Annotated in this window: 16 protein-coding genes and 1 tRNA gene; 9 read left to right on the top strand and 8 right to left on the bottom strand. The window is 58.9% G+C overall.

The window, feature by feature from the left end; translation table 11 throughout:
• Nucleotides 1-116: 116 nt before the first annotated feature.
• The gene (gene gltX / locus E3Z29_RS21400; protein WP_003226448.1) at nt 117-1598 is read right to left on the bottom strand and encodes a glutamate--tRNA ligase; all 1482 of its coding nucleotides are present in this window, start codon (nt 1596-1598) and stop codon (nt 117-119) included.
• A gap of 229 nt (nt 1599-1827) precedes the next feature.
• Here gltX and E3Z29_RS21405 point away from each other — a divergent pair, with 229 nt between their 5' ends.
• Both E3Z29_RS21405 and E3Z29_RS21410 read left to right on the top strand, forming a co-directional pair.
• The gene (locus E3Z29_RS21405; protein WP_134786878.1) at nt 1828-2877 is read left to right on the top strand and encodes an HlyD family secretion protein; all 1050 of its coding nucleotides are present in this window, start codon (nt 1828-1830) and stop codon (nt 2875-2877) included.
• A gap of 49 nt (nt 2878-2926) precedes the next feature.
• On the top strand, nt 2927-4417 hold the full coding sequence (locus E3Z29_RS21410) for an MDR family MFS transporter (RefSeq protein ID WP_171061914.1): 1491 nt from the start codon (nt 2927-2929) through the stop codon (nt 4415-4417).
• Between the two features lie 230 nt (nt 4418-4647).
• Here E3Z29_RS21410 and uvrB read toward each other — a convergent pair whose 3' ends face one another.
• Nucleotides 4648-6663, bottom strand: a complete 2016-nt coding sequence (gene uvrB, locus E3Z29_RS21415) for an excinuclease ABC subunit UvrB (RefSeq protein ID WP_007969222.1) — start codon at nt 6661-6663, stop codon at nt 4648-4650.
• Between the two features lie 337 nt (nt 6664-7000).
• Between uvrB and E3Z29_RS21420 the strand changes: the two genes are divergently transcribed.
• Nucleotides 7001-8197 (top strand): amino acid aminotransferase, encoded by a 1197-nt coding sequence (locus E3Z29_RS21420; RefSeq protein WP_027611521.1) that lies wholly within the window; start codon nt 7001-7003, stop codon nt 8195-8197.
• Nucleotides 8198-8423: 226 nt separating this feature from the next.
• Complete coding sequence (locus tag E3Z29_RS21430) at nt 8424-8624, top strand: hypothetical protein (protein WP_003226457.1); 201 nt, start codon at nt 8424-8426, stop codon at nt 8622-8624.
• Here E3Z29_RS21430 and E3Z29_RS21435 read toward each other — a convergent pair.
• Complete coding sequence (locus E3Z29_RS21435) at nt 8621-8851, bottom strand: hypothetical protein (RefSeq protein ID WP_003226459.1); 231 nt, start codon at nt 8849-8851, stop codon at nt 8621-8623. The genes E3Z29_RS21430 and E3Z29_RS21435 overlap by 4 nt on opposite strands.
• A gap of 228 nt (nt 8852-9079) precedes the next feature.
• On the opposite strand from E3Z29_RS21435, the gene E3Z29_RS21440 reads away from it, so the two are divergent.
• Nucleotides 9080-9155: transfer RNA gene (locus E3Z29_RS21440), tRNA-Asn, on the top strand.
• A 372-nt stretch (nt 9156-9527) separates the two neighbouring features.
• On the opposite strand, the gene E3Z29_RS21445 is transcribed toward E3Z29_RS21440, so the two are convergent.
• The 3 genes from E3Z29_RS21445 to E3Z29_RS21455 all read right to left on the bottom strand — a co-directional run bounded on the left by E3Z29_RS21445 (nt 9528) and on the right by E3Z29_RS21455 (nt 16131).
• Nucleotides 9528-13460, bottom strand: coding sequence for a hypothetical protein (locus E3Z29_RS21445; RefSeq protein ID WP_134786879.1), 3933 nt, complete (start codon nt 13458-13460; stop codon nt 9528-9530).
• Nucleotides 13461-13813: 353 nt separating this feature from the next.
• Nucleotides 13814-14329, bottom strand: a complete 516-nt coding sequence (locus E3Z29_RS21450) for a hypothetical protein (protein ID WP_098964661.1) — start codon at nt 14327-14329, stop codon at nt 13814-13816.
• A 278-nt stretch (nt 14330-14607) separates the two neighbouring features.
• On the bottom strand, nt 14608-16131 hold the full coding sequence (locus E3Z29_RS21455) for a nucleobase:cation symporter-2 family protein (RefSeq protein WP_134786880.1): 1524 nt from the start codon (nt 16129-16131) through the stop codon (nt 14608-14610).
• Between the two features lie 253 nt (nt 16132-16384).
• Here E3Z29_RS21455 and E3Z29_RS21460 point away from each other — a divergent pair, with 253 nt between their 5' ends.
• The gene (locus E3Z29_RS21460) at nt 16385-16669 is read left to right on the top strand and encodes a BrnT family toxin (protein ID WP_027611518.1); all 285 of its coding nucleotides are present in this window, start codon (nt 16385-16387) and stop codon (nt 16667-16669) included.
• A 3-nt stretch (nt 16670-16672) separates the two neighbouring features.
• A complete protein-coding gene (locus E3Z29_RS21465; RefSeq protein WP_098964666.1) occupies nt 16673-17005 on the top strand; it encodes a BrnA antitoxin family protein in 333 nt (110 codons plus the stop codon).
• Nucleotides 17006-17007: 2 nt separating this feature from the next.
• Here E3Z29_RS21465 and E3Z29_RS21470 read toward each other — a convergent pair whose 3' ends face one another.
• Nucleotides 17008-17835, bottom strand: coding sequence for an arylamine N-acetyltransferase (locus E3Z29_RS21470; protein ID WP_098964667.1), 828 nt, complete (start codon nt 17833-17835; stop codon nt 17008-17010).
• A gap of 100 nt (nt 17836-17935) precedes the next feature.
• A complete protein-coding gene (locus tag E3Z29_RS21475; RefSeq protein ID WP_134786881.1) occupies nt 17936-18730 on the bottom strand; it encodes an exodeoxyribonuclease III in 795 nt (264 codons plus the stop codon).
• Nucleotides 18731-18857: 127 nt separating this feature from the next.
• Here E3Z29_RS21475 and E3Z29_RS21480 point away from each other — a divergent pair, with 127 nt between their 5' ends.
• Nucleotides 18858-19442, top strand: coding sequence for a GNAT family N-acetyltransferase (locus E3Z29_RS21480; RefSeq protein WP_134786882.1), 585 nt, complete (start codon nt 18858-18860; stop codon nt 19440-19442).
• A 90-nt stretch (nt 19443-19532) separates the two neighbouring features.
• Nucleotides 19533-19832, top strand: coding sequence for a hypothetical protein (locus E3Z29_RS29495; protein ID WP_096796939.1), 300 nt, complete (start codon nt 19533-19535; stop codon nt 19830-19832).
• Nucleotides 19833-19847 lie beyond the last annotated feature (15 nt).

Below are 19847 nucleotides of genomic sequence, written 5' to 3' on the forward strand. Positions count from 1 at the left end.
TTTTTGTCGGCATAACAATCACTTACCGCCCTCCCCCCGAAAATCCGGGGGAAAAACGCCGAAGGCCGGAATCAAACGATCCCGGCCTTCGGCGGTTACCGCAGAGTCAGACGTGCTTAAGCAATCGCGCCCAGTAGCTTTTCCCACTCTTTGTTTTCTTTCTTCGACACGCCACCCAGCAGGTCAATCGCCTGGCGCAGACGGAAACGGGTCAGATCCGGGCCGAGGATTTCCATCGCATCGAGCACCGACACCGAACTGGCCTGCCCGGTAATCGCGGCAAACATCAATGGCATCGCATCGCGCAGCTTCAGTTCAAGGGACTCGACCACCGCCTGAATCGTCGCAGTGATGCTGTCCTTCTCCCACTGACGCAGGCTTTCCAGCTTCCACAAGATCAATTGCATCAACTGACGCACCTGATCACCGGAAAGCTTTTTCGATTCGAACAGCTTGGCATCCGGATTGACACCACCGGCAAAGAAGAAGCCGCCCAGCGGTGCAACCTGGCTGAAGGTTTCCACGCGCCCCTGAACCAGCGGTGCGATCTTCATCATGTACTCGGAATTGAACGCCCACTTCTGCACGCGTGCGGCGAACTCTTCCACCGGCAGGTCACGCAGCCACTGGCCGTTGAGCCACGACAGTTTCTCGATGTCGAAGATCGGCCCGCCGAGGGACACACGCTTGAGGTCGAAGTTGTCGACCATTTCCTGCAGCGAGAACTTCTCGCGCTCGTCGGGCATCGACCAGCCCATGCGACCGAGGTAGTTGAGCATCGCCTCCGGCATGAAGCCCATGCGCTCGTAGAAAGTCACCGAGGTCGGGTTCTTGCGCTTGGACAGCTTGCTCTTGTCCGGGTTACGCAGCAGCGGCATGTAGCACAGCTCCGGTTGTTCCCAGCCGAAATATTCGTAAAGCAGAATCAGTTTCGGCGCCGATGGCAGCCATTCTTCGCCGCGCAGCACGTGGGTGATGCCCATCAGGTGGTCGTCGACCACGTTGGCGAGGAAGTACGTCGGCAGGCCGTCGGTCTTCATCAGCACTTGCATGTCCATGCGATCCCACGGGATCTCGACATCGCCACGCAGCATATCCGGCACCACGCAGACACCTTCGGTCGGCACCTTCATGCGGATCACGTGTGGTTCGCCAGCCGCCAGACGGGCCGCGACTTCTTCCTTCGACAGCAGCAGCGCGCGGCCGTCGTAGCGCGGGGTCTCGCCGCGCGCCATTTGTTCGGCGCGCATCTGGTCCAGCTCTTCAGCGGTGCAGAAGCACGGGAACGCGTGGCCCATGTCGACCAGTTGCTGGCAATACTTCTGATAGATATCGCCACGCTCGCTCTGCCGGTACGGGCCGTGCGGGCCGCCAACGTCCGGGCCTTCGCTCCAGTCGATCCCCAGCCAGCGCAGGGCGTCGAAGATCTGCTGTTCGGACTCGCGGGTCGAACGCAACTGGTCGGTGTCTTCGATGCGCAGGATGAACTCACCGCCATGCTGCTTGGCAAAGCAGTAGTTGAACAATGCGATGTAAGCGGTACCTACGTGGGGGTCCCCGGTAGGCGATGGCGCGATGCGAGTGCGGACGGTGGTCATGGCATGTCTCGAAAAGAATGAAAAGCAAAACAATCAAGCGGCGAATGGTAACAGGCGACACCCGCCCCGCTCCAGCGGGCAGGGCATTTAAGCCAAGTTTGCGGCTGGAACGCCCATAGACCGTGGAGACGGGCCGAATATCAGCCATTGGCATTTACCGTTTATCGGCGGTATGCCAGATTCAGCCGCAGATAACTTTCCTTACAATTCCTCGACTACAGTTTGCCTCATGCCTGCCCAACTCAAGCGTCGTCTGTTTATTTTCCTGCTCCTGGTGCTGTTGATTGCCGGGGGCTTCTTCGCCCATTGGTTTTTCAAGGGGCGCTTTTATGAAAGCACCGATAACGCCTATGTCCAGGGCGAGATCACCCGCGTCTCCAGCCAGTTGAGTGCGCGCATCGACGAAGTGCTGGTGCAGGACAACCAGCACGTGGAAAAAGGCCAGTTGCTGGTGCGCCTTGAACCCAATGATTTCCGCCTCGCGGTCGACCGCGCCAATGCCGCCCTCGCCACCCGCGAAGCCGAGCGTTTGCAGGCGCAGAGCAAATTGACTCAGCAATCGAGCCTGATCGCCGCCAGCGACGCGCAAGTGGCGACCACCCAGGCCACGCTTGGCCGCTCGCAGATGGACTTGTCGCGCGCCGAAACCCTGCGCAAACCCGGTTTCGTTTCCGAAGAACGCGTGACCACCCTTTCCGCCGACGCCCATATCGCCCGCTCGCAAGTGGCCAAGGCCCAGGCCGATGCACAGAGCCAGCGCCAACAGGTCAACGCACTCACCGCCGAGATCAAACGCCTCGACGCACAGATTGCCAACGCCCGCGCCGATCTGGCGCAAGCCGAACTCAACCTGACCCGCAGCGAAATCCACGCGCCGATCAGCGGCATGGTCGGCCAGCGCGCCGCACGCAATGGCCAAGTAGTACAGGCAGGCGCCTATCTGCTGTCGATCGTCCCGGACGAAGACATCTGGGTGCAGGCCAACTTCAAGGAAACCCAGATCGGCCGCATGCTCCCCGGACAAAAAGCCGAGCTGACCTTCGACGCTTACAGCGACACGCCGATCGAAGCGCGAGTCGACAGCCTGTTCGCCGCCTCGGGTGCGCAGTTCAGCCTGTTGCCTCCAGACAACGCCACCGGCAACTTCACCAAAGTCGTGCAGCGGATTCCGGTAAAGCTGACCTTCAAGGCCGATAACCCTTTGCATGGCAAGATCCGCCCGGGCATGTCGGTCACCGCCACCGTGAACATCAAAGACGCCCCAGACAATGGCCGGTGATTCGCTGATCCGCCCGGTCGGCGAACCGACCCGGCGGGACTGGATCGCGGTGATGAGCGTGATGCTCGGCGCGTTCATGGCAGTGCTCGACATCCAGATCACCAACTCTTCGCTCAAGGACATTCAGGGCGCGCTGTCGGCGACGCTGGAAGAAGGCTCGTGGATTTCTACCTCGTACCTGGTCGCGGAAATCATCATGATCCCGCTGACCGCGTGGCTGGTGCAGTTGCTCTCCGCGCGACGCCTGGCGGTGTGGGTGTCGCTGGGCTTTCTGGTGTCATCGCTGCTGTGCTCGATGGCCTGGAGCCTGGAGAGCATGATCGTCTTTCGCGCCATGCAGGGTTTCACCGGCGGCGCGCTTATCCCGCTGGCGTTCACCCTGACCCTGATCAAACTCCCCGAACACCATCGCGCCAAGGGCATGGCGATGTTCGCCATGACCGCGACCTTCGCCCCGTCCATCGGCCCGACCCTCGGCGGCTGGCTCACGGAGAACTGGGGCTGGGAATACATCTTCTACATCAACATCCCGCCGGGGCTGATCATGATCGCCGGGCTGATGTACGGGCTGGAAAAAAAGGAAGCGCACTGGGAACTGCTGAAAAGCACTGACTACACCGGGATTCTCACGCTGGGTGTCGGCCTCGGCTGCCTGCAAGTCTTTCTCGAAGAAGGCCACCGCAAGGACTGGCTCGAATCGAACCTGATCGTGACCCTGGGCAGCATTGCCCTGCTCAGCCTGATCACCTTCGTCATCGTGCAGATTTCCAAACCCAATCCGCTGATCAACCTCGGCATTCTGCGCAATCGCAACTTCGGCCTGTCGAGCATTTCCAGCCTCGGCATGGGCGTCGGCTTGTATGGCTCGATTTATCTGCTGCCGCTGTACCTGGCGCAGATCCAGAACTACAACGCTCTGCAGATCGGCGAAGTGATCATGTGGATGGGCGTGCCGCAGCTGTTCCTGATTCCGCTGGTGCCGAAGCTGATGAAGTTCGTTTCGCCGAAGTGGCTGTGCACCCTGGGCTTCGGGTTGTTCGGGCTGGCGAGTTTTTCGTCGGGGGTGCTCAACCCGGACTTCGCCGGGCCGCAGTTCAATCAGATCCAGATCATCCGCGCGCTGGGTCAGCCGCTGATCATGGTGACCATTTCGCTGATCGCTACGGCGTACATCCTGCCGCAGGACGCGGGGTCGGCGTCGAGCCTTTTCAATATTCTGCGCAACCTGGGCGGTGCGATCGGCATCGCCCTGCTCGCCACGCTATTGGATGCACGCACCAAAACCTACTTCGATTATTTGCGTGAAGCGGTGGTGCCGACCAATCCGCAAGTGGCCGAGCGGTTGGCGTCGATGACCGACCGGTTTGGCAGTGACACGGCGGCGCTCGGCAAGTTGAGTGAGATCGTGCATCAGCAGGCGCTGATCATGGCCTACAACGATGCGTTTCACTTTGTCGGGATTGCGTTGGGGATCAGCATGCTGGCGATTTTGCTGACCAGGAAATTGCCGGCGGGGTTGAAGGCTGGGGAAGCTCACTGATTTTTGTGGTGTCTGCACTGGCCTCTTCGCGAGCAAGCCCGCTCCCACAAGTTTCTTTGGTGATCACACATTTTGTGTACACCATCAATCCTTGTGGGAGCTGGCTTGCCAGCGATGGGGCCAAGTCAGCTATCACAGGCTTCTTTGGTGATCACACATTTTGTGTACACCATCAATCCCTGTGGGAGCGAGCTTGCTCGCGAAGAGGCCCGACCAAACACTGCAAATCTTCAGACAGCCAAAAGCCGCTCACGCAGTTTGGCAATCTCATCGCGCATCTGCGCCGCCGCTTCGAACTCCAGATCCCGCGCCAACTGGTACATCTTCTCTTCCAGCGCGCGAATACGTTTGGTGATTTCGCTCGGTGAGCGCAGTTCGGCTTCGTACTTGGCGTTTTCTTCGGCAGCCTTGGCCATGCCCTTGCGCTTCTTGCTGCGCGAGCCGGGCACGGTGGCGCCTTCCATGATGTCGGCGACGTCCTTGAACACACCCTTCGGGGTGATGCCGTTTTCCAGGTTGAAGGCGATCTGCTTGTCGCGACGACGCTCGGTCTCGCCAATCGCCCGCTCCATCGAGCCAGTGATGCGATCAGCGTAGAGAATCGCCCGGCCATTGAGGTTACGCGCGGCCCGGCCGATGGTCTGGATCAGCGAGCGCTCGGAACGCAGGAAGCCTTCCTTGTCCGCGTCGAGAATCGCCACCAGCGACACCTCCGGCATGTCCAGACCCTCGCGCAGCAGGTTGATCCCCACCAGTACGTCGAAGGTGCCCAGACGCAGGTCGCGGATAATCTCGACCCGCTCGACGGTGTCGATGTCCGAGTGCAGATAACGCACGCGCACGCCGTGGTCGGCGAGGTAATCGGTGAGGTCTTCGGCCATGCGTTTGGTCAGCGTGGTGACCAGCACCCGCTCCTCGACCGCCACGCGTTTGGTGATTTCCGAGAGCAAGTCATCAACCTGAGTCAGCGCCGGACGCACTTCAACCTGCGGGTCGACCAGACCGGTCGGACGCACCACTTGCTCGACCACGCGCCCGGCATGCTCGGCCTCGTAGTTGCCCGGCGTCGCCGAGACGAAAATGGTCTGCGGGCTCACCCCTTCCCACTCGTCAAAACGCATCGGCCGGTTGTCCAGCGCCGACGGCAAGCGGAAGCCGTATTCCACCAGGGTTTCTTTACGCGAACGGTCGCCCTTATACATCGCGCCGACTTGCGGCACGCTGACGTGAGACTCGTCGATCACCAGCAAGGCGTCGGCCGGCAGATAGTCATACAGCGTCGGCGGCGCGGCACCGGCCGGACGTCCGGACAGGTAGCGCGAGTAGTTTTCGATGCCGTTGCAGTAACCCAGTTCGAGGATCATTTCCAGGTCGAAACGGGTGCGCTGTTCGAGGCGCTGGGCCTCGACCAGTTTGTTGTTGCTGCGCAGGTATTCGAGGCGTTCCTGCAACTCGACTTTGATGTGTTCGATGGCGTCGAGCAGGGTCTCGCGCGGCGTCACGTAGTGACTCTTCGGGTAGAAGGTGAAGCGCGGCATCTTGCGGATGACTTCGCCGGTCAGCGGGTCGAACGCGGAAATGCTCTCGACCTCGTCATCGAACAGTTCGATGCGGATCGCTTCCAGATCGGACTCCGCCGGATAGATGTCGATCACGTCGCCGCGCACGCGGAAAGTCGCCCGGGCAAAATCCATGTCGTTGCGGGTGTATTGCAGGTCAGCCAGACGCCGCAGCAAGGCACGCTGATCGAGTTTGTCGCCGCGATCGACGTGCAGCACCATCTTCAGATAGGTTTCCGGGCTACCGAGACCGTAGATGCACGACACCGTGGTGACGATGATCGCGTCCTTGCGTTCGAGCAACGCCTTGGTTGCGGACAAACGCATCTGCTCGATGTGGTCGTTGATCGACGCGTCCTTCTCGATGAAGGTGTCGGACGACGGCACATAGGCTTCGGGCTGGTAGTAGTCGTAGTAGGAAACGAAATACTCGACCGCGTTGTTCGGGAAGAACGCCTTGAACTCGCCATACAGCTGCGCGGCGAGGGTCTTGTTCGGCGCCAGCACCAGCGTCGGGCGCTGTACCTGCGAGATGACATTGGCGATGCTGAAGGTCTTGCCCGAGCCGGTCACACCGAGCAGCGTCTGGTGCGCCAGCCCAGCCTCGATGCCCTCGACCAATTGGCGGATGGCTTCAGGCTGATCGCCGGCGGGCTCGAAGCGGGTGACTAGCTGGAATTCGGACATACACACCTCTGGGATCGCGGCTCGCGCAGAAAACAGCCGAGCCGCGGGGATGACCGCAAACGACCGTTGTCGCCCAAGGAAAAACGAAGATTGTGCTCAATGTGGAGCCGATTGCCTCGCCTTTCAAGGCAAACGTCCTACATCCGGTAAAGTCTCTGACAGAGTCAATCGACTAACGGTCAAGAAATAATCGGAAAAACTTGCCGGAAAAGCTGAATCGCCTGTCGCCATTGCTCAGTGATGGCCTCTATACTAGCTCCCCGTTTGTGCACCGCTCTAGTGCATTCGGCTGGAGCGCGACACGTCCCTCCACTCTCCATTCAGAGCCGCCGTAATAATGAGCCTGTTCTCCGCTGTCGAAATGGCACCCCGCGATCCAATCCTGGGCCTCAACGAAGCATTCAACGCCGATACCCGGACCACCAAGGTCAACCTGGGTGTAGGTGTTTACTGCAACGAAGAGGGGCGAATTCCCCTGCTGCGCGCGGTGATCGAAGCCGAAACCATTCGCGCTGCCCAGCACGCCTCCCGTGGCTACCTGCCGATCGACGGCATCGCCGCCTATGACCAGGCCGTGCAAAAGCTGCTGTTCGGTAACGACTCGCCGCTGATCGCTGCCGGTCGCATCGTCACCACTCAGGCGGTCGGCGGTACCGGCGCGCTGAAAATCGGTGCCGACTTCCTCAAGCAACTGCTGCCGAACGCCGTCGTGGCGATCAGCGACCCGAGCTGGGAAAACCACCGCGCGCTGTTCGAAACCGCTGGCTTCCCGGTGCAGAACTACCGCTACTACGACGCCGCCACCCACGACGTGAACCGTGCCGGCATGCTCGACGACCTCAACGCCCTGCCGAACGGCTCGATCGTTGTGTTGCACGCCTGCTGCCACAACCCGACCGGCGTCGATCTGACCCCGGCCGACTGGAAAAACGTGCTGGACGTGGTCAAGGCCAAAGGTCACGTACCGTTCCTCGACATGGCTTACCAGGGTTTCGGCGACGGCATCGACGAAGACGCCGCGGCTGTGCGTCTGTTCGCTGAATCGGGCCTGACCTTCTTCGTTTCGAGCTCGTTCTCCAAGTCGTTCTCGCTGTACGGCGAGCGCGTTGGCGCCCTGTCGATCGTCAGCGAATCGAAAGAAGAAAGCGCGCGCGTGCTGTCGCAGGTCAAGCGTGTGATCCGCACCAACTACTCCAACCCGCCGACCCACGGTGCAAGCATCGTCGCCGCTGTGTTGAACAGCCCGGAACTGCGCGCCCAGTGGGAAGCGGAACTGGCAGAAATGCGCCTGCGCATTCGCGGCATGCGCGAGCAGATGGTCGCCCTGCTGGCCGAAAAAGCCCCGCAGCGTGACTTCAGCTTCGTCGGCCGTCAGCGCGGCATGTTCTCCTACTCCGGCCTGACCACTGAGCAAGTGCATCGCCTGCGCAACGAGTTCGGCATCTACGCCCTGGACACCGGCCGGATCTGCGTCGCGGCACTGAACCAGAGCAACATCAAAGCGGTAACGGATGCGATCGTTCAGGTCATCTGATTTCGCTTTGCCATGAAAAACGGGAAGCCTTGGGGCTTCCCGTTTTTTATTTGTCCGAAGGAATCCAACATTCCCTCTAAACTGCACACAAATCGAAACTGTAGGAGTGAGCCTGCTCGCGATAGCGTCTGATCAGTTGAGGCTGCACTGCCTGACGCACCGCTATCGCGAGCAGGCTCACTCCTACAGGTTTTGTGTACACCCGAGATTTCTGAAGAGAGACAACATGAAAAACGACAACCTGCGCGCCGACCGAGACGACCTGGATGACTTCATCCCCCGCACCACGGCCAAACGCGACAAAAGCCTGGTGCTGCAAGTCGCAGCGGGCGTCTTCCTCGGCGGCCTGGCCCTGTGGCTGGTGCAACTGGCCGCCACCGCCGCTTACGCCAAACTGATGCTCGGCACGATCACTTTCGGCGGTTAAGCCAGTTCCGTCGCACGCTGACTGGCCGCATCGTCATACGCGACGTAGAGCGATTCGGCGATCTGGCTTTTGATCGCCTTGGTGCTTTCCAGACCGAGCACGAAACCTTCGGCCTTGCCGCCGGCGCGGTTCAACTCCTCAGCGGTGCTGGCCTGGGTAATCGCGTCGAAGAGTTTCTCGGCGTGAGGGCCAACGCCCTTGGGCAGACTGATTTGCGTGACGCTCATACGAGCACCTCGCGTGAAAGGGAAACAACAACGGTTCGAGTCATGGCGCGTACCTTTTCGGCGAATGGCCGGCAGCGCGTGTCACCACTTCCGGGCAACCATGGTAGACCTGTGAGGCGGTTCTGGTAACCGCCAATCGCTGACAAAACACCGTCCGTCCTGCCGAACGCAGAAAATTTACACCCGAGGCTTGACTTCTCTTTTTGAATCAGTAACATACGCACCAATTCCGCAATAGCTCAGTTGGTAGAGCAAATGACTGTTAATCATTGGGTCCCTGGTTCGAGTCCAGGTTGTGGAGCCAAATAGCAAAGCCCCTGAATCGCAAGATTCAGGGGCTTTTTTGTGGACGCTCGAAAAGTCAAAAGATCGCAACCTGCTGCAGCTCTTTGTATCTCGACTTTCGAGGGAGGGACTCGAGTCGTGAGCTCATTAGGCTTTTTGCCCGTGATGTAGATCGTGCTCCAGCCCTCCACACTCACTTATATAGTTAATTCGAACGGTATCTTGGGTCCGTCTCTGGCGAGAGCATATATATCCGTCCCTCACTCCCTAGGGGATTTGCGGTGAATCAGGCGCTGGATAATCTGTATCAAAGGAATAACTGTCAGGGGAGTGGATTAATGAATCCCTCCCCTGCCACTCTCTTTTCTGTGCGTTTAAGGCAACAGAGTTTTTATGCGTTGAAACCGATCATCCTTATTCTGAGAAGCGATATTCCGTTTATTGTTTTCTTCTGCGTCATCACGAATCTTAATGCATCGAACGCTTGACCGCTGGCTGGGACAACTTCTCTCGCATATTTATCTTGGCCGTCACCTTGCAGGAATAGCATCGAGGACACCACTTCACTGTTTCGCAGGAACTGAAGTTCGATGTGGACTGATGGTCGGAAGTCAAAGTCACCGTAGACTGTCGCACTCTTGGCACTGCCCTGCTTCAGTGCGACGGAGTACTCGATTTTATCCTCGAGACTAGCGCTCCATAACATGCATTCCAGGCCGCCAAGGTTATAGACTGCTATTTTCGAGCGAGTGGTGGTGTTTGTAATAACCGTTACTTTGGTGTGCGCCCCCTCTAGAAAGTCCTTTGGGTCTTTGATTTCAACCCCTTTTAAATATGACTGAAAATCTTCGACAAGGAAAAAGGAAGACGGTATCACGAACACTGTCCACACCCTCGACTCCGCCCCGTTGCCATACAACGCTTCGGCCTTGTAATCATGGCGCATGATCGACAGCCCAGTCAGCTCAACCTTCCATGAACCTTTGTCATCGGCCCTGGCCTTTTTACCAGTGGAGGTGGCGCCGTCGAAAATCTCCACCTCAAGATACTTAGTCGCCATCCCCATCAGCCGAACAGTGCGGTCAACAGTGGCGCCTTCATCGTGGATTGGCTGCCCTTTGGAATCCTGCGCGGCGGTGATGGCCGGCACGACCCTATTCAACACGGTCAGGCGCCAGGTATTCGACGGCGGGTTATTTGCGTATTGACCAATGGCCTTGAAGGTATGCAACACGTCCAACGACAACCCGCTCACGGTACGGGTCCAAATAGAGTTGCTGCCTGCCTTGGCCTTGCCTTTGGAGACTGCACCGAGGAAAACTTCCACCTCCTGGCCGGTCGGTGCGGAGCCAGTGAGCGTGATGCTGGTGTGCACGGTGTAACCGTTTTCGCGGATGTTCCAGTTGCTCTCGTCTTTTACTGATGTGATGGCCGGTGTGTCGGCAGCCACCACGACTACGATCCGCGGAAGCGATACCTCCTCATTACCATACCGCGCAGTAGCGGTGAAACTATGGGTGTCGGCGCTCAGCCCCGTCACCGGGAACTCCCAGTCACCACTCTGTGGATCGATGTCGGCAATTCCTATCTCGATATTGCCATCCTTGATCAGGACTTTCTGACCTTTAGCCCCTTTCCCTTCAAGCTTGATCGAGGTGTCAAAGGTCGTGCCGCCCGGGAGAATCTCATTCCCTTTGGAGTCTTTCGCACCGGTAATTTCTGGCCGCACATCCTCAAGCGCTTTGATCATGTAAGTACGCACAGGGAAGTCCACCGCCTCGCTCTCATCCGTGCTCTTGCCGAACGCGGCTTTGAACTCCATGGTCAACGGGCTGCCATCCTTGAGGTTTTTCAAGCCTTCAAGGGCGATGCTTCGCTCGTAGTAACCTTGCGCGATCCATTGATCAGTGACGTATGAACCCGGTGCCGTATGGATCTGCAGGTTGTAGTTGCTGCCATCAGCGTTCGTCCCTTTCAGGCGCAGCCAGACATATTGGCCTGTGGCAATCAACGGCCAGACGCCCATGCGATAGGTGGCATTGCTGGTCAGATTCCCTACGTTGAACTCCGGGCCTTCGCCGTCGTTGTCCGCGTCCTTGATGATCGGTTTGAGCAGTTCATTCTGCGGCATGCTCAACACAGTCAAATCAAAGACGAGGGACGGCAGCGGCTTGCTGTCGCGGATGACGACGTAGGACACCTTCACATCTTTGTTCAGGTTGAACGCGACCACACTATTCGGAATCGCAAACTCCCGGTTGCTGCCCAGCGGCCGAGGAACAGAGGTGTGCGAACCGCCTGCGGGCGTACCCTGTGCACCAGTCCAGGTGGCGATGATTTCATCAGTTGGCAGCAACGCGCTGTTGTCCGGCACCACGATGGTCAAGGTGTCCCTGACCAGCAGCGGGTTGAGTGCGCTGTCGCCGTTGTTCTCCTTGATCGAGGGGGCGAGCAGGTCCAGCGCGACGCCCACGGTGAACACCAATGGATTCGAGAGGCTGGTCTCATTTGTGGCATGGCGCCAGAGCTGGTAGCGGATGGTGATTTTATTGTCGCGGTTCGGTTCGATGTGTTGGGCGACGAAGGCGGCGTCCAGGTTGATGACCCAGTCTTGTTGGGCGGTTACGGCATTGAATGTGCGGGACCCGGGTTCCTCGCCGGAGATGTCGCCCACCCACTTCCAGGTGGCCTCGTCGTTGGCTACCCATGGCTTCACCACAGGCCTGGGGATGGTCAGTTTACTGGTACCGCCGGGCAGTGTGGCCGGGTCGAGGAAGCCGTTCGCCACCCCGAGGACAATGGGGGCGTCCAGCTCGAATTTCGGTTCACCCACATTGAGCAATTTCGTGTGCAGCGACTCCCGTCTGAGGATCTCGTCGCCGTCGGCTATCAGCAGGTCGTACCACCCCTTCAGGGTTCCGCCGTCAAGCAGCTTGAGGTTGTAGTCATTGACGGTGATGACAAAACCTTCGGGATTCTCGACTTCATCCTCCTCCGGAATGTGCCACTCCAACTCAGGCAGGAAGGTGCTGCCGTCCGGGCTTTTACCCAACAGGAACAGCTCGATGCCCATGCCGTACTCGATGGCCGGATCGAACGGAATGCGGACGTTGATGGGTGTCTTCGTGGGATCGATGAATTCTCCCTCGGCTTCTTCGATGATCGGTGCGGCCAGGCGGTGGGCTGCGCCGGTGACTTGTACAAACTGCCTTTTTGAGCCTAACGGGTCACTGCTGCCGCTGCGTTCCAGCCGATAGAAGAAACTGACCTGGGTATTGACCAGTTTACGCACGGCCGCAATGGACAGCTTGAACTCGTAGTTATGCGGGATATTGTCGACAGTCTGGGGCAGGGCGGTGACTTCGACTTTTTCGCCCTCCAGGGTGGTGCCGAGCATGGTCAAGTGAATGATGTCATTCATCTCGAAGTCTGGTCGGTCGGCCGTGACATGCACTGTGATGTCGTTATCGCCCTGTTTATCGGCGTCGAGTTCATTATTGACAGCCTCCTGAACAATCGGTGCGGCCAGCAGGTCGATGCCGGTGGTGACGACGATGCGGGTTGCCTTGCACCAGTCTTCCGATTCATTGCCGACGATGTCGCGCACTTTGAAGGTGACCGCCAGACCGAAGAGGTCGGTGTCACCAGCCCGTTCAATAGTGGCTTTGGAGACCGTGATTAATATCGGGTTTGCCGCTGGATCGTTGATCTGCTCCAGGGTCACCGGTGTGGAATACTCAAAAAAGCCACCCCAACTGAGATGAATGACGTCGCCCTCGGCGATGTCGGGGTAAGGCAAGCCGCTGCCGGACTCGGACCTGATGACAATCGGCACCCCCGCTTCGGCAACGTCTTTGTCCACGCCGCCGTTGACGATTGCCGGGGGAATGTACATGTACAGGTTGGAGTGACCAGGGCCCGGGTCGATGTCCTGGCCAGCGGGGAGTTCCAGTTTGACGAAGAGGTTGAGGGGCTTGTCCGGACGCTCTTCTTTTTGATTGGGCTGTTTGATTTCGTAGGTGAGTTCGTAAGGACCTGTCTGCAGATGACGAGGAGCCACCCACAAGAGGGTCGGTTGTTTGAGCTCGGTCTGGTCAATGATGGGACGCCCGTCGACCTCACGGTCATTGAGCAGCAGCTTGACGGTATCGCCGACAGCCTTGGTGGCCCAGACGGGGATGACGACCAGCAGGCCGAGGTCGGGAAAAGTGAACACCGCCGCCCGGTTGATCCCCCACTGACCGGAAGGCAGGAGGCGCCCGAGCACTATCGGGTCCAGCAATGAATGGGGGGCAGAGATTTTCTTCTTGGGCTGAACGAGCATGGTCGGAACTCCAAGCGAACTGTCGGGAGACAAAGGGCGTGGAGTTATTCAGCGCTGAAGATGACGGCTCTGGCTACTGTCAGAAATTACAGGTAGGGACGTATTTGCGATGAACGGTCGCACGATCCCATAGCCTCAATGCTGCGTCGCCACCATTGAAAGCAGCGAATCACTCGACAGGCCAGCTACTTGTCTTTTCGAACCCGTGGAGAATGCATGAGCAGTTGCTGGCGGCGGGAGAAATGCGTCAGTGATAGCGCCATGCGTAGAAATAAGGCGCCAGCTTGAGCAGCGCCTCCCCGTCAAGAGGAGGCACTAGAGCGTGGATTACCGGTTTTCACGTCGGTGATGCTTTATGAAGGGTGATTGTCTTTGAGTGTGAAGGAGATTGTACGCAACGTGAAACTGTAGGTCTTCACACCTTCAATCGTAGTCGTCATCTGCAATCTTACTTCATCAAAGTCTTTGCCGTTTTTTGGGGTGATACTTTCATTAAATTTGAAATCACCTTCGCCTTCGAATAGTTTTAGAGATTCTCCTTCCAATTGCTTCCCTTCCAATAGTAAATCCCTATAGATAATCATTCTGGATGGGAAAGACACGTGGCCGATGAGTTTTGCACTCGTGGCACTCCCCTCTTTCAGTGTCAAGCCGTACCCAAAGTAGTCCTCTCTCCCTTGGCCATACAGTTCGGCCTTCAAACTCGGCTCAGGGGTCACTGTACAATTATTGTCAGACAATCCCATGGTGATAAAAACCCTCGCTTCAGTGTGTTTCCCCTCGAGCAATTCAACAGACTCTGAGATTTTTCCACCCACTGGATAAGACTTGAAGTCTTCGACGCGGGGTTTTAGCGATGTAGATGACATGGTAGAACTCCATCGATTGGTTGGACGACGAAGTTATTAAGGGAGTAATAGAAGACTTTGGCTACTGTCAGAACTATCAGGTCGGAGTGGGTTTCCGATGAACGGTCGCGCAGGTCGCAACCGCCTCGACACCCATCTGTTATCGAGCCTCATCTGCCAATTCGACTGCCCTTGGCCACCAGAATGGAAAGCTAGATAACGTTGTGCTCATTATCGGTTACCTAAGCGAAAGGCCGATCTGTCTCACAACAGATCGGCCTTTTTCATGCCGTCAGCGCTCAGACATGCTCGCCACTCTTCGCCTGCACCTTCGGCGCGCCATGCCCATGATCGTGTTCATCAGGCTCGATCACCGGCACTTCCTTGCCATCGCAATCGTGCAGCTTGCCGTCGCTGAAGTAATCGCCTTCACGCAGCGCCGCCAGGTCGCGATAACGCAGGGTGCGCTCTTCCGCTGCGGCGAAAACCGACTGTTGGTCAGAGTTGCCGGCGGTGAAGTGGTTGAAGGTCAGGTTGAGCACGATCGCCATGATCGCCGAGGAGCTGATGCCCGAATGGAAAATAGTCGCGAACCAGCTCGGGAAATGATCGTAGAAGTTCGGCGCGGCAATCGGGATCATGCCGAAGCCGATCGAGGTTGCGACGATGATCAGGTTGACGTTGTTGCGGTAATCGACCTTCGACAACGTGCGAATCCCGCTCGCCGCCACCGTCCCGAACAGCACGATACCGGCGCCGCCCAGCACCGAAGTCGGCACCGCCGCGATCACCCGGCCCATGAACGGTAGCAGCCCGAGAATCACCAGGAAGATGCCCCCGGTAGCCACCACATAACGGCTCTTGATCCCGGTCACCGCCACCAGCCCGACGTTCTGCGCGAAGGCGCTCTGGGTGAACGAACCGAAGATCGGCGCAAACATGCTCGACAGCATGTCCGCACGCAAACCGTTGCCCAGGCGCTTGGAGTCGACCTTGGTGCCGATGATCTCACCGACCGCCAGAATGTCCGCCGAGGTTTCCACCAGCGTCACCATGACCACGATGCACATCGACAGGATCGCGGCGAAGTGGAAGGTCGGCATGCCGAAGTGGAACGGCGTCGGGAAGCCGAACATCGGCCCTTGGGTGACACCGGAGAAATCCGCCATGCCGAGAAATACCGCCAGCACCGTGCCGATCACCATGGCCAACAGGATCGACAGACGCGAGATGGTCGAGCTGCCGACTTTGCTCAGCAGCAACACCAGCACCAGCGTCACCGCCGCCAGACCGATGTTCTGCATGCTGCCGAAGTCCGGCGCGTGGCTGTTGCCCCCCATGGCCCAGCGCGCAGCCACCGGCATCAGCGTCAGGCCGATGGTGGTGATCACGATGCCGGTTACCAGCGGTGGGAAAAACTTGGTGATTCGCGAGAACACCGGGGTGATCAGCAAGCCGATCAACGACGCGGCAATCACCGCGCCCAGCACAGACTGGAAGCCGCCCTCCCCGCCACTGCTGACGATCGCGACCATGGTCGCCACACCGGAGAACGACACGCCCTGCACCAGCGGCAACTGACAGCCAAAAAACGGTAGACCCAGGGTTTGCAGCAGTGTCGCCAGCCCCCCCGCAAACAATGAAGCAGCAATCAACAAACCAATGTCCGCCGGCGACAGCCCGGCCGCCTGGCCGATGATCAGCGGCACCGCAACGATACCGCCGTACATGGTCAGAACATGTTGCAGGCCGTAAGCCATATTCGCGCCGACCCCGAGATTTTCGTCCTCGGGCCGTTGGTGTGAAACATGGGGCGTTTTCATGTGGGGGGTTCCCTGGTTTTTGTTATGCGCACACTGTATTCAATACTCGGGACAAATGTCCATAGAGTTGTATACAACTTGTCAGTCACATAATGGATAGGTAGCCACCCAAGCTTCTATCTCGCCACCTCCATCTCCCACAAATCCGGCAACACATCCCCTCCTGCCCCCGGTTTTTATCGCACTAGGCTGAATTGTTCATGGCGACCAGCGGTGCACTGGCGCTCTTTTTTATACATATAAAGTATGCATAATGAAGTCATTCGAAATTCAGTACGACAAAAGCAAGAACGCAGCCAACAAACTCAAGCACAGGGGCGTCAGCCTTGCCGAGACCGAGCCGGTCTTTCATGACGAACGCGCGCTGACGATCGAGGACAACGACCATGACGAACAGCGCTGGATCACCCTCGGCCTCGACGGCAAAGGGCGCTTGCTGGTGGTTGCGTACAGTTATCGCGAGGCCAACGTCGTACGAATCATTTCTGCACGTGTCGCCACACCGAGCGAACGTCGCGCATATTTTCTGGAGGCTTGATCAATGAAAGACGAATACGATTTCTCGCACGGCAAGCGCGGTGCCTTGGCGCCCGCCAAGGGCAAGACCCGCATCACCATCATGCTCGATGACGCCGTCATCGAAGCCGCCCGCAGCGTGGCGGAAAACGAAGGGTTCGGTTATCAGACGGTGATCAACAACACTCTGCGCCATACCCTGCTGGAGGCTGGCAGCAAAACGCAGGACGTCGAGCCGCACCACTCCGGGCAATTCAAGAAAGGCATCACCGCCGCCGACCTCAAGAGTCTGGAAAAAAAGCTGTCGGCGGCGGTCGGGGAAATCCGCCGGGTACTGGAACCGGAGGCCAAGCCCTGAGATCAGGCCGGTACAAGCATCCGCGCCAGCGACTGGCGCACATGCGGCTGGTCAGGCACGCGCAGGCCGAATTCCTGCTCCAGCACTTCAAGCAGTTCATCGACATCCGCCACCTCGCGCCGCTCGCTGTCGGCGCCCATGTGATGAATCGCGAAGCTGCCGTTGTTCAGGGTCCGCCGCCAACCATCGCCGGTGCGCGCAACCATCAACCGCTGAGCAAACGGTGACTCGGGATGGGTCGAGACGTACCAGTTGCCGAGCGTGTAATCGATGTCTTCCTGGCGTTGCAGATCAAACAGGTACATCGCGCGCCATTCGCCGGCGACATTGGCGCGCAGCATGTAACCATCGGCCTGTTTCTCGATGCGATAGGACTCGTGCGGCGTCGCCTGTTCAGCCTCGGTATCGAGCAGCAGCGGCGCGGTCGGCACCATACCGCCAAAGCCGACGTCGGTGATGTAGCGCTCGCCATCGATGATTACCAGGCTCAAGCGGTGGGTACGCGCCGTCCACGTGCCTTCGGGTTGCGCCAGCACCACACGCCCGGAGATGCCACGGGCGTCGAAGCCCAGCTCCAGCAATAACGCCAGAAACAGATTGTTCAGTTCGTAGCAGTAACCACCCCGGCCACCGTGGAGAACCTTTTGTTCGACCGAGGCCAGATCGATCAGCACCGGCGCGCCAGTGATCGTCGACAGGTTCTCGAAGGGAAAGACGCCGGTGTGGCGCAACTGCAACTGCCGCAGGGTTGTCAGTGTGGGGGGCGGTGGGATGTCGAACCCCAGGTGTTGCAGGTACAACGTCGGATTCGCCAGACGTGGCTCGCTCATTGCTCAGTCCTTTTGCATGTGGCCGCGGATCGTTGCGCCGCTGGCCGACATGTATACGGGATCGCCCCCGGACTCCGACAATTGATTTCGCCAATCAGCGCTACCGACGCTTGCGCGAACCGATGCGAATCCAGGTCGGCGCATGGTCGCTGGCGTGCGGTTCGTTGCGCACCCAGGCGTCGACGCCGGCCTCGTGCAGATACGGGCTGAGTGCCGGGTTGAGCAGCAGATGATCGATGCGCAGACCGGAGTTGGTTTGCCAATGCTGGCGAAAATAATCCCAGAAGGTGTAGAGGCGATCGTCGGGATACAGATGGCGCAGCGAATCAGTCCAGCCCTGATCGAGCAGTCGTTGATAACACTCGCGGCTTTCGGGTTGCAGCAGCGCATCCTTGAGCCAGGAACGGGTGTTGTAGATGTCCATGTCAGTGGGCACCACGTTGTAATCGCCAGCCAGCACCACCGGATGATCACTGCTTTGCAAATCCTTGGCGTAGCGGATCAAGCGTTCGAACCAGGCCAGTTTGTAGTCGAACTTCGGCCCGGGCTGCGGATTGCCATTGGGCAGGTACAGGCAGCCGACCAACACACCGTGCACCGCCGCCTCCAGATAACGGCTGTGCTTGTCCTCGGGATCGCCCGGCAGACCGCGGCGACTCTCCAGCGGCTGCGCATCGCGAGCGAGAATCGCCACGCCGTTCCACGACGCCTGCCCGTGCCAGATTGCGCCATAGCCGGCGGCTTCCAGTTCGGCGGCGGGGAATGCACTGTCGGCCGACTTGAGTTCCTGCAGACAAGCGATGTCCGGTTGCTCGCGCTTGAGCCACTGCAGCAGGTTCGGCAAGCGTGCGCGCAGGCCGTTGACGTTGAATGTGGCGATCCGCAGGTTTTTCATCGTCCAGGCTCCGGCGAACAAGGTGTGAAATTTGTGACCCTGTGCTAACGGCGGTGGTTGCATCGGATCAACCGGCTGCGGCGTAATAGGCGCTCGTCACTGCCCCGAACTGCCGAGACTCGCCTCCATGCTCACCACGCTGCAAGGCCCGCGCATCCTCCTGCGTCCACTTCAGTACAGCGACACCGACGCCCTGCTCCGCGCTGCCGCCGACGGCGAACTGTGGAACCTCACCGTCACTGTGGTGCCGTCGGCGAGCACCATCGACAGCTATCTGAAAAAAGCCCTCGACGGCCGTGATGCCGGCACGGTCATGCCGTTTGTGATCGTGTTGAAGGATAGCGGCGAAGTGATCGGCTCGACCCGGTTCTGGAAGATCGACCCGCTCAATCGCAAGCTGGAAATCGGCAGCAGCTGGATCTCGGCACGCTGGCAGAAATCCTTCGTCAACACTGAAGCTAAATACCTGATGTTGCGTCACGCTTTCGAGGTGCTCGACTGCGTGCGAGTGCAGTTCACCACCGACGAGAACAACCAGAAGTCGCGCAACGCGATTCTGCGCCTCGGTGCGCAACAGGAAGGCATCGTGCGCCACGAGCGGATCATGCCCGACGGCCGCAAGCGTAACTCGGTGCGTTTCAGCATCATCGATGACGAGTGGCCGCAGGTGCGGCAGGTGCTGGAGCAGAAACTGGCTGAGGATCGAGGCTGAGGCTCGACAACCGCCCGTCAGCCAATCGGCACCAACAGCTGCGGCCGTCAGACCAAAGTCAGGTAACCGAACCTTTTTGGGAGACGTACCATGACAACGCGCAAACTGACTTCCCTGTTGCTCGCCGGGCTGCTGGCCACCGCCTCGGTCGGCGCCTTTGCCGCCAATGACGGGGCGGATGCCTCCGGCACCAAATCCGGTGCTACAAGCGGCACCAACATGCCACCCAACAGCACCCCCGGCGCTCCGAAAAACGGTGACAGTACCGATGGCGCCGGCAAGGGTACCGGCACCAACAGTGGCACCATGGGTTCTGGATCGGGAGCGGGGGGCGGCACTGGTTCGGCCGGCGGCGGAACTGGCGGTGCCGGTGGTGGCACAGGCAGCTGAACGAACAAGCGTGAC

Source organism: Pseudomonas sp. S150, from assembly GCF_004526365.1.
Lineage (GTDB): Bacteria > Pseudomonadota > Gammaproteobacteria > Pseudomonadales > Pseudomonadaceae > Aquipseudomonas > Aquipseudomonas putida_A.

Coding starts and splice junctions, on each gene's coding strand:
- gltX (WP_003226448.1), bottom strand. CDS start 1,598: ATGACCACCGTCCGCACTCGCATCGCGCCATCGCCTACCGGGGACCCC.
- E3Z29_RS21405 (WP_134786878.1), top strand. CDS start 1,828: ATGCCTGCCCAACTCAAGCGTCGTCTGTTTATTTTCCTGCTCCTGGTG.
- uvrB (WP_007969222.1), bottom strand. CDS start 6,663: ATGTCCGAATTCCAGCTAGTCACCCGCTTCGAGCCCGCCGGCGATCAG.
- E3Z29_RS21420 (WP_027611521.1), top strand. CDS start 7,001: ATGAGCCTGTTCTCCGCTGTCGAAATGGCACCCCGCGATCCAATCCTG.
- E3Z29_RS21430 (WP_003226457.1), top strand. CDS start 8,424: ATGAAAAACGACAACCTGCGCGCCGACCGAGACGACCTGGATGACTTC.
- E3Z29_RS21435 (WP_003226459.1), bottom strand. CDS start 8,851: ATGAGCGTCACGCAAATCAGTCTGCCCAAGGGCGTTGGCCCTCACGCC.
- E3Z29_RS21445 (WP_134786879.1), bottom strand. CDS start 13,460: ATGCTCGTTCAGCCCAAGAAGAAAATCTCTGCCCCCCATTCATTGCTG.
- E3Z29_RS21450 (WP_098964661.1), bottom strand. CDS start 14,329: ATGTCATCTACATCGCTAAAACCCCGCGTCGAAGACTTCAAGTCTTAT.
- E3Z29_RS21455 (WP_134786880.1), bottom strand. CDS start 16,131: ATGAAAACGCCCCATGTTTCACACCAACGGCCCGAGGACGAAAATCTC.
- E3Z29_RS21460 (WP_027611518.1), top strand. CDS start 16,385: ATGAAGTCATTCGAAATTCAGTACGACAAAAGCAAGAACGCAGCCAAC.
- E3Z29_RS21465 (WP_098964666.1), top strand. CDS start 16,673: ATGAAAGACGAATACGATTTCTCGCACGGCAAGCGCGGTGCCTTGGCG.
- E3Z29_RS21470 (WP_098964667.1), bottom strand. CDS start 17,835: ATGAGCGAGCCACGTCTGGCGAATCCGACGTTGTACCTGCAACACCTG.
- E3Z29_RS21475 (WP_134786881.1), bottom strand. CDS start 18,730: ATGAAAAACCTGCGGATCGCCACATTCAACGTCAACGGCCTGCGCGCA.
- E3Z29_RS21480 (WP_134786882.1), top strand. CDS start 18,858: ATGCTCACCACGCTGCAAGGCCCGCGCATCCTCCTGCGTCCACTTCAG.
- E3Z29_RS29495 (WP_096796939.1), top strand. CDS start 19,533: ATGACAACGCGCAAACTGACTTCCCTGTTGCTCGCCGGGCTGCTGGCC.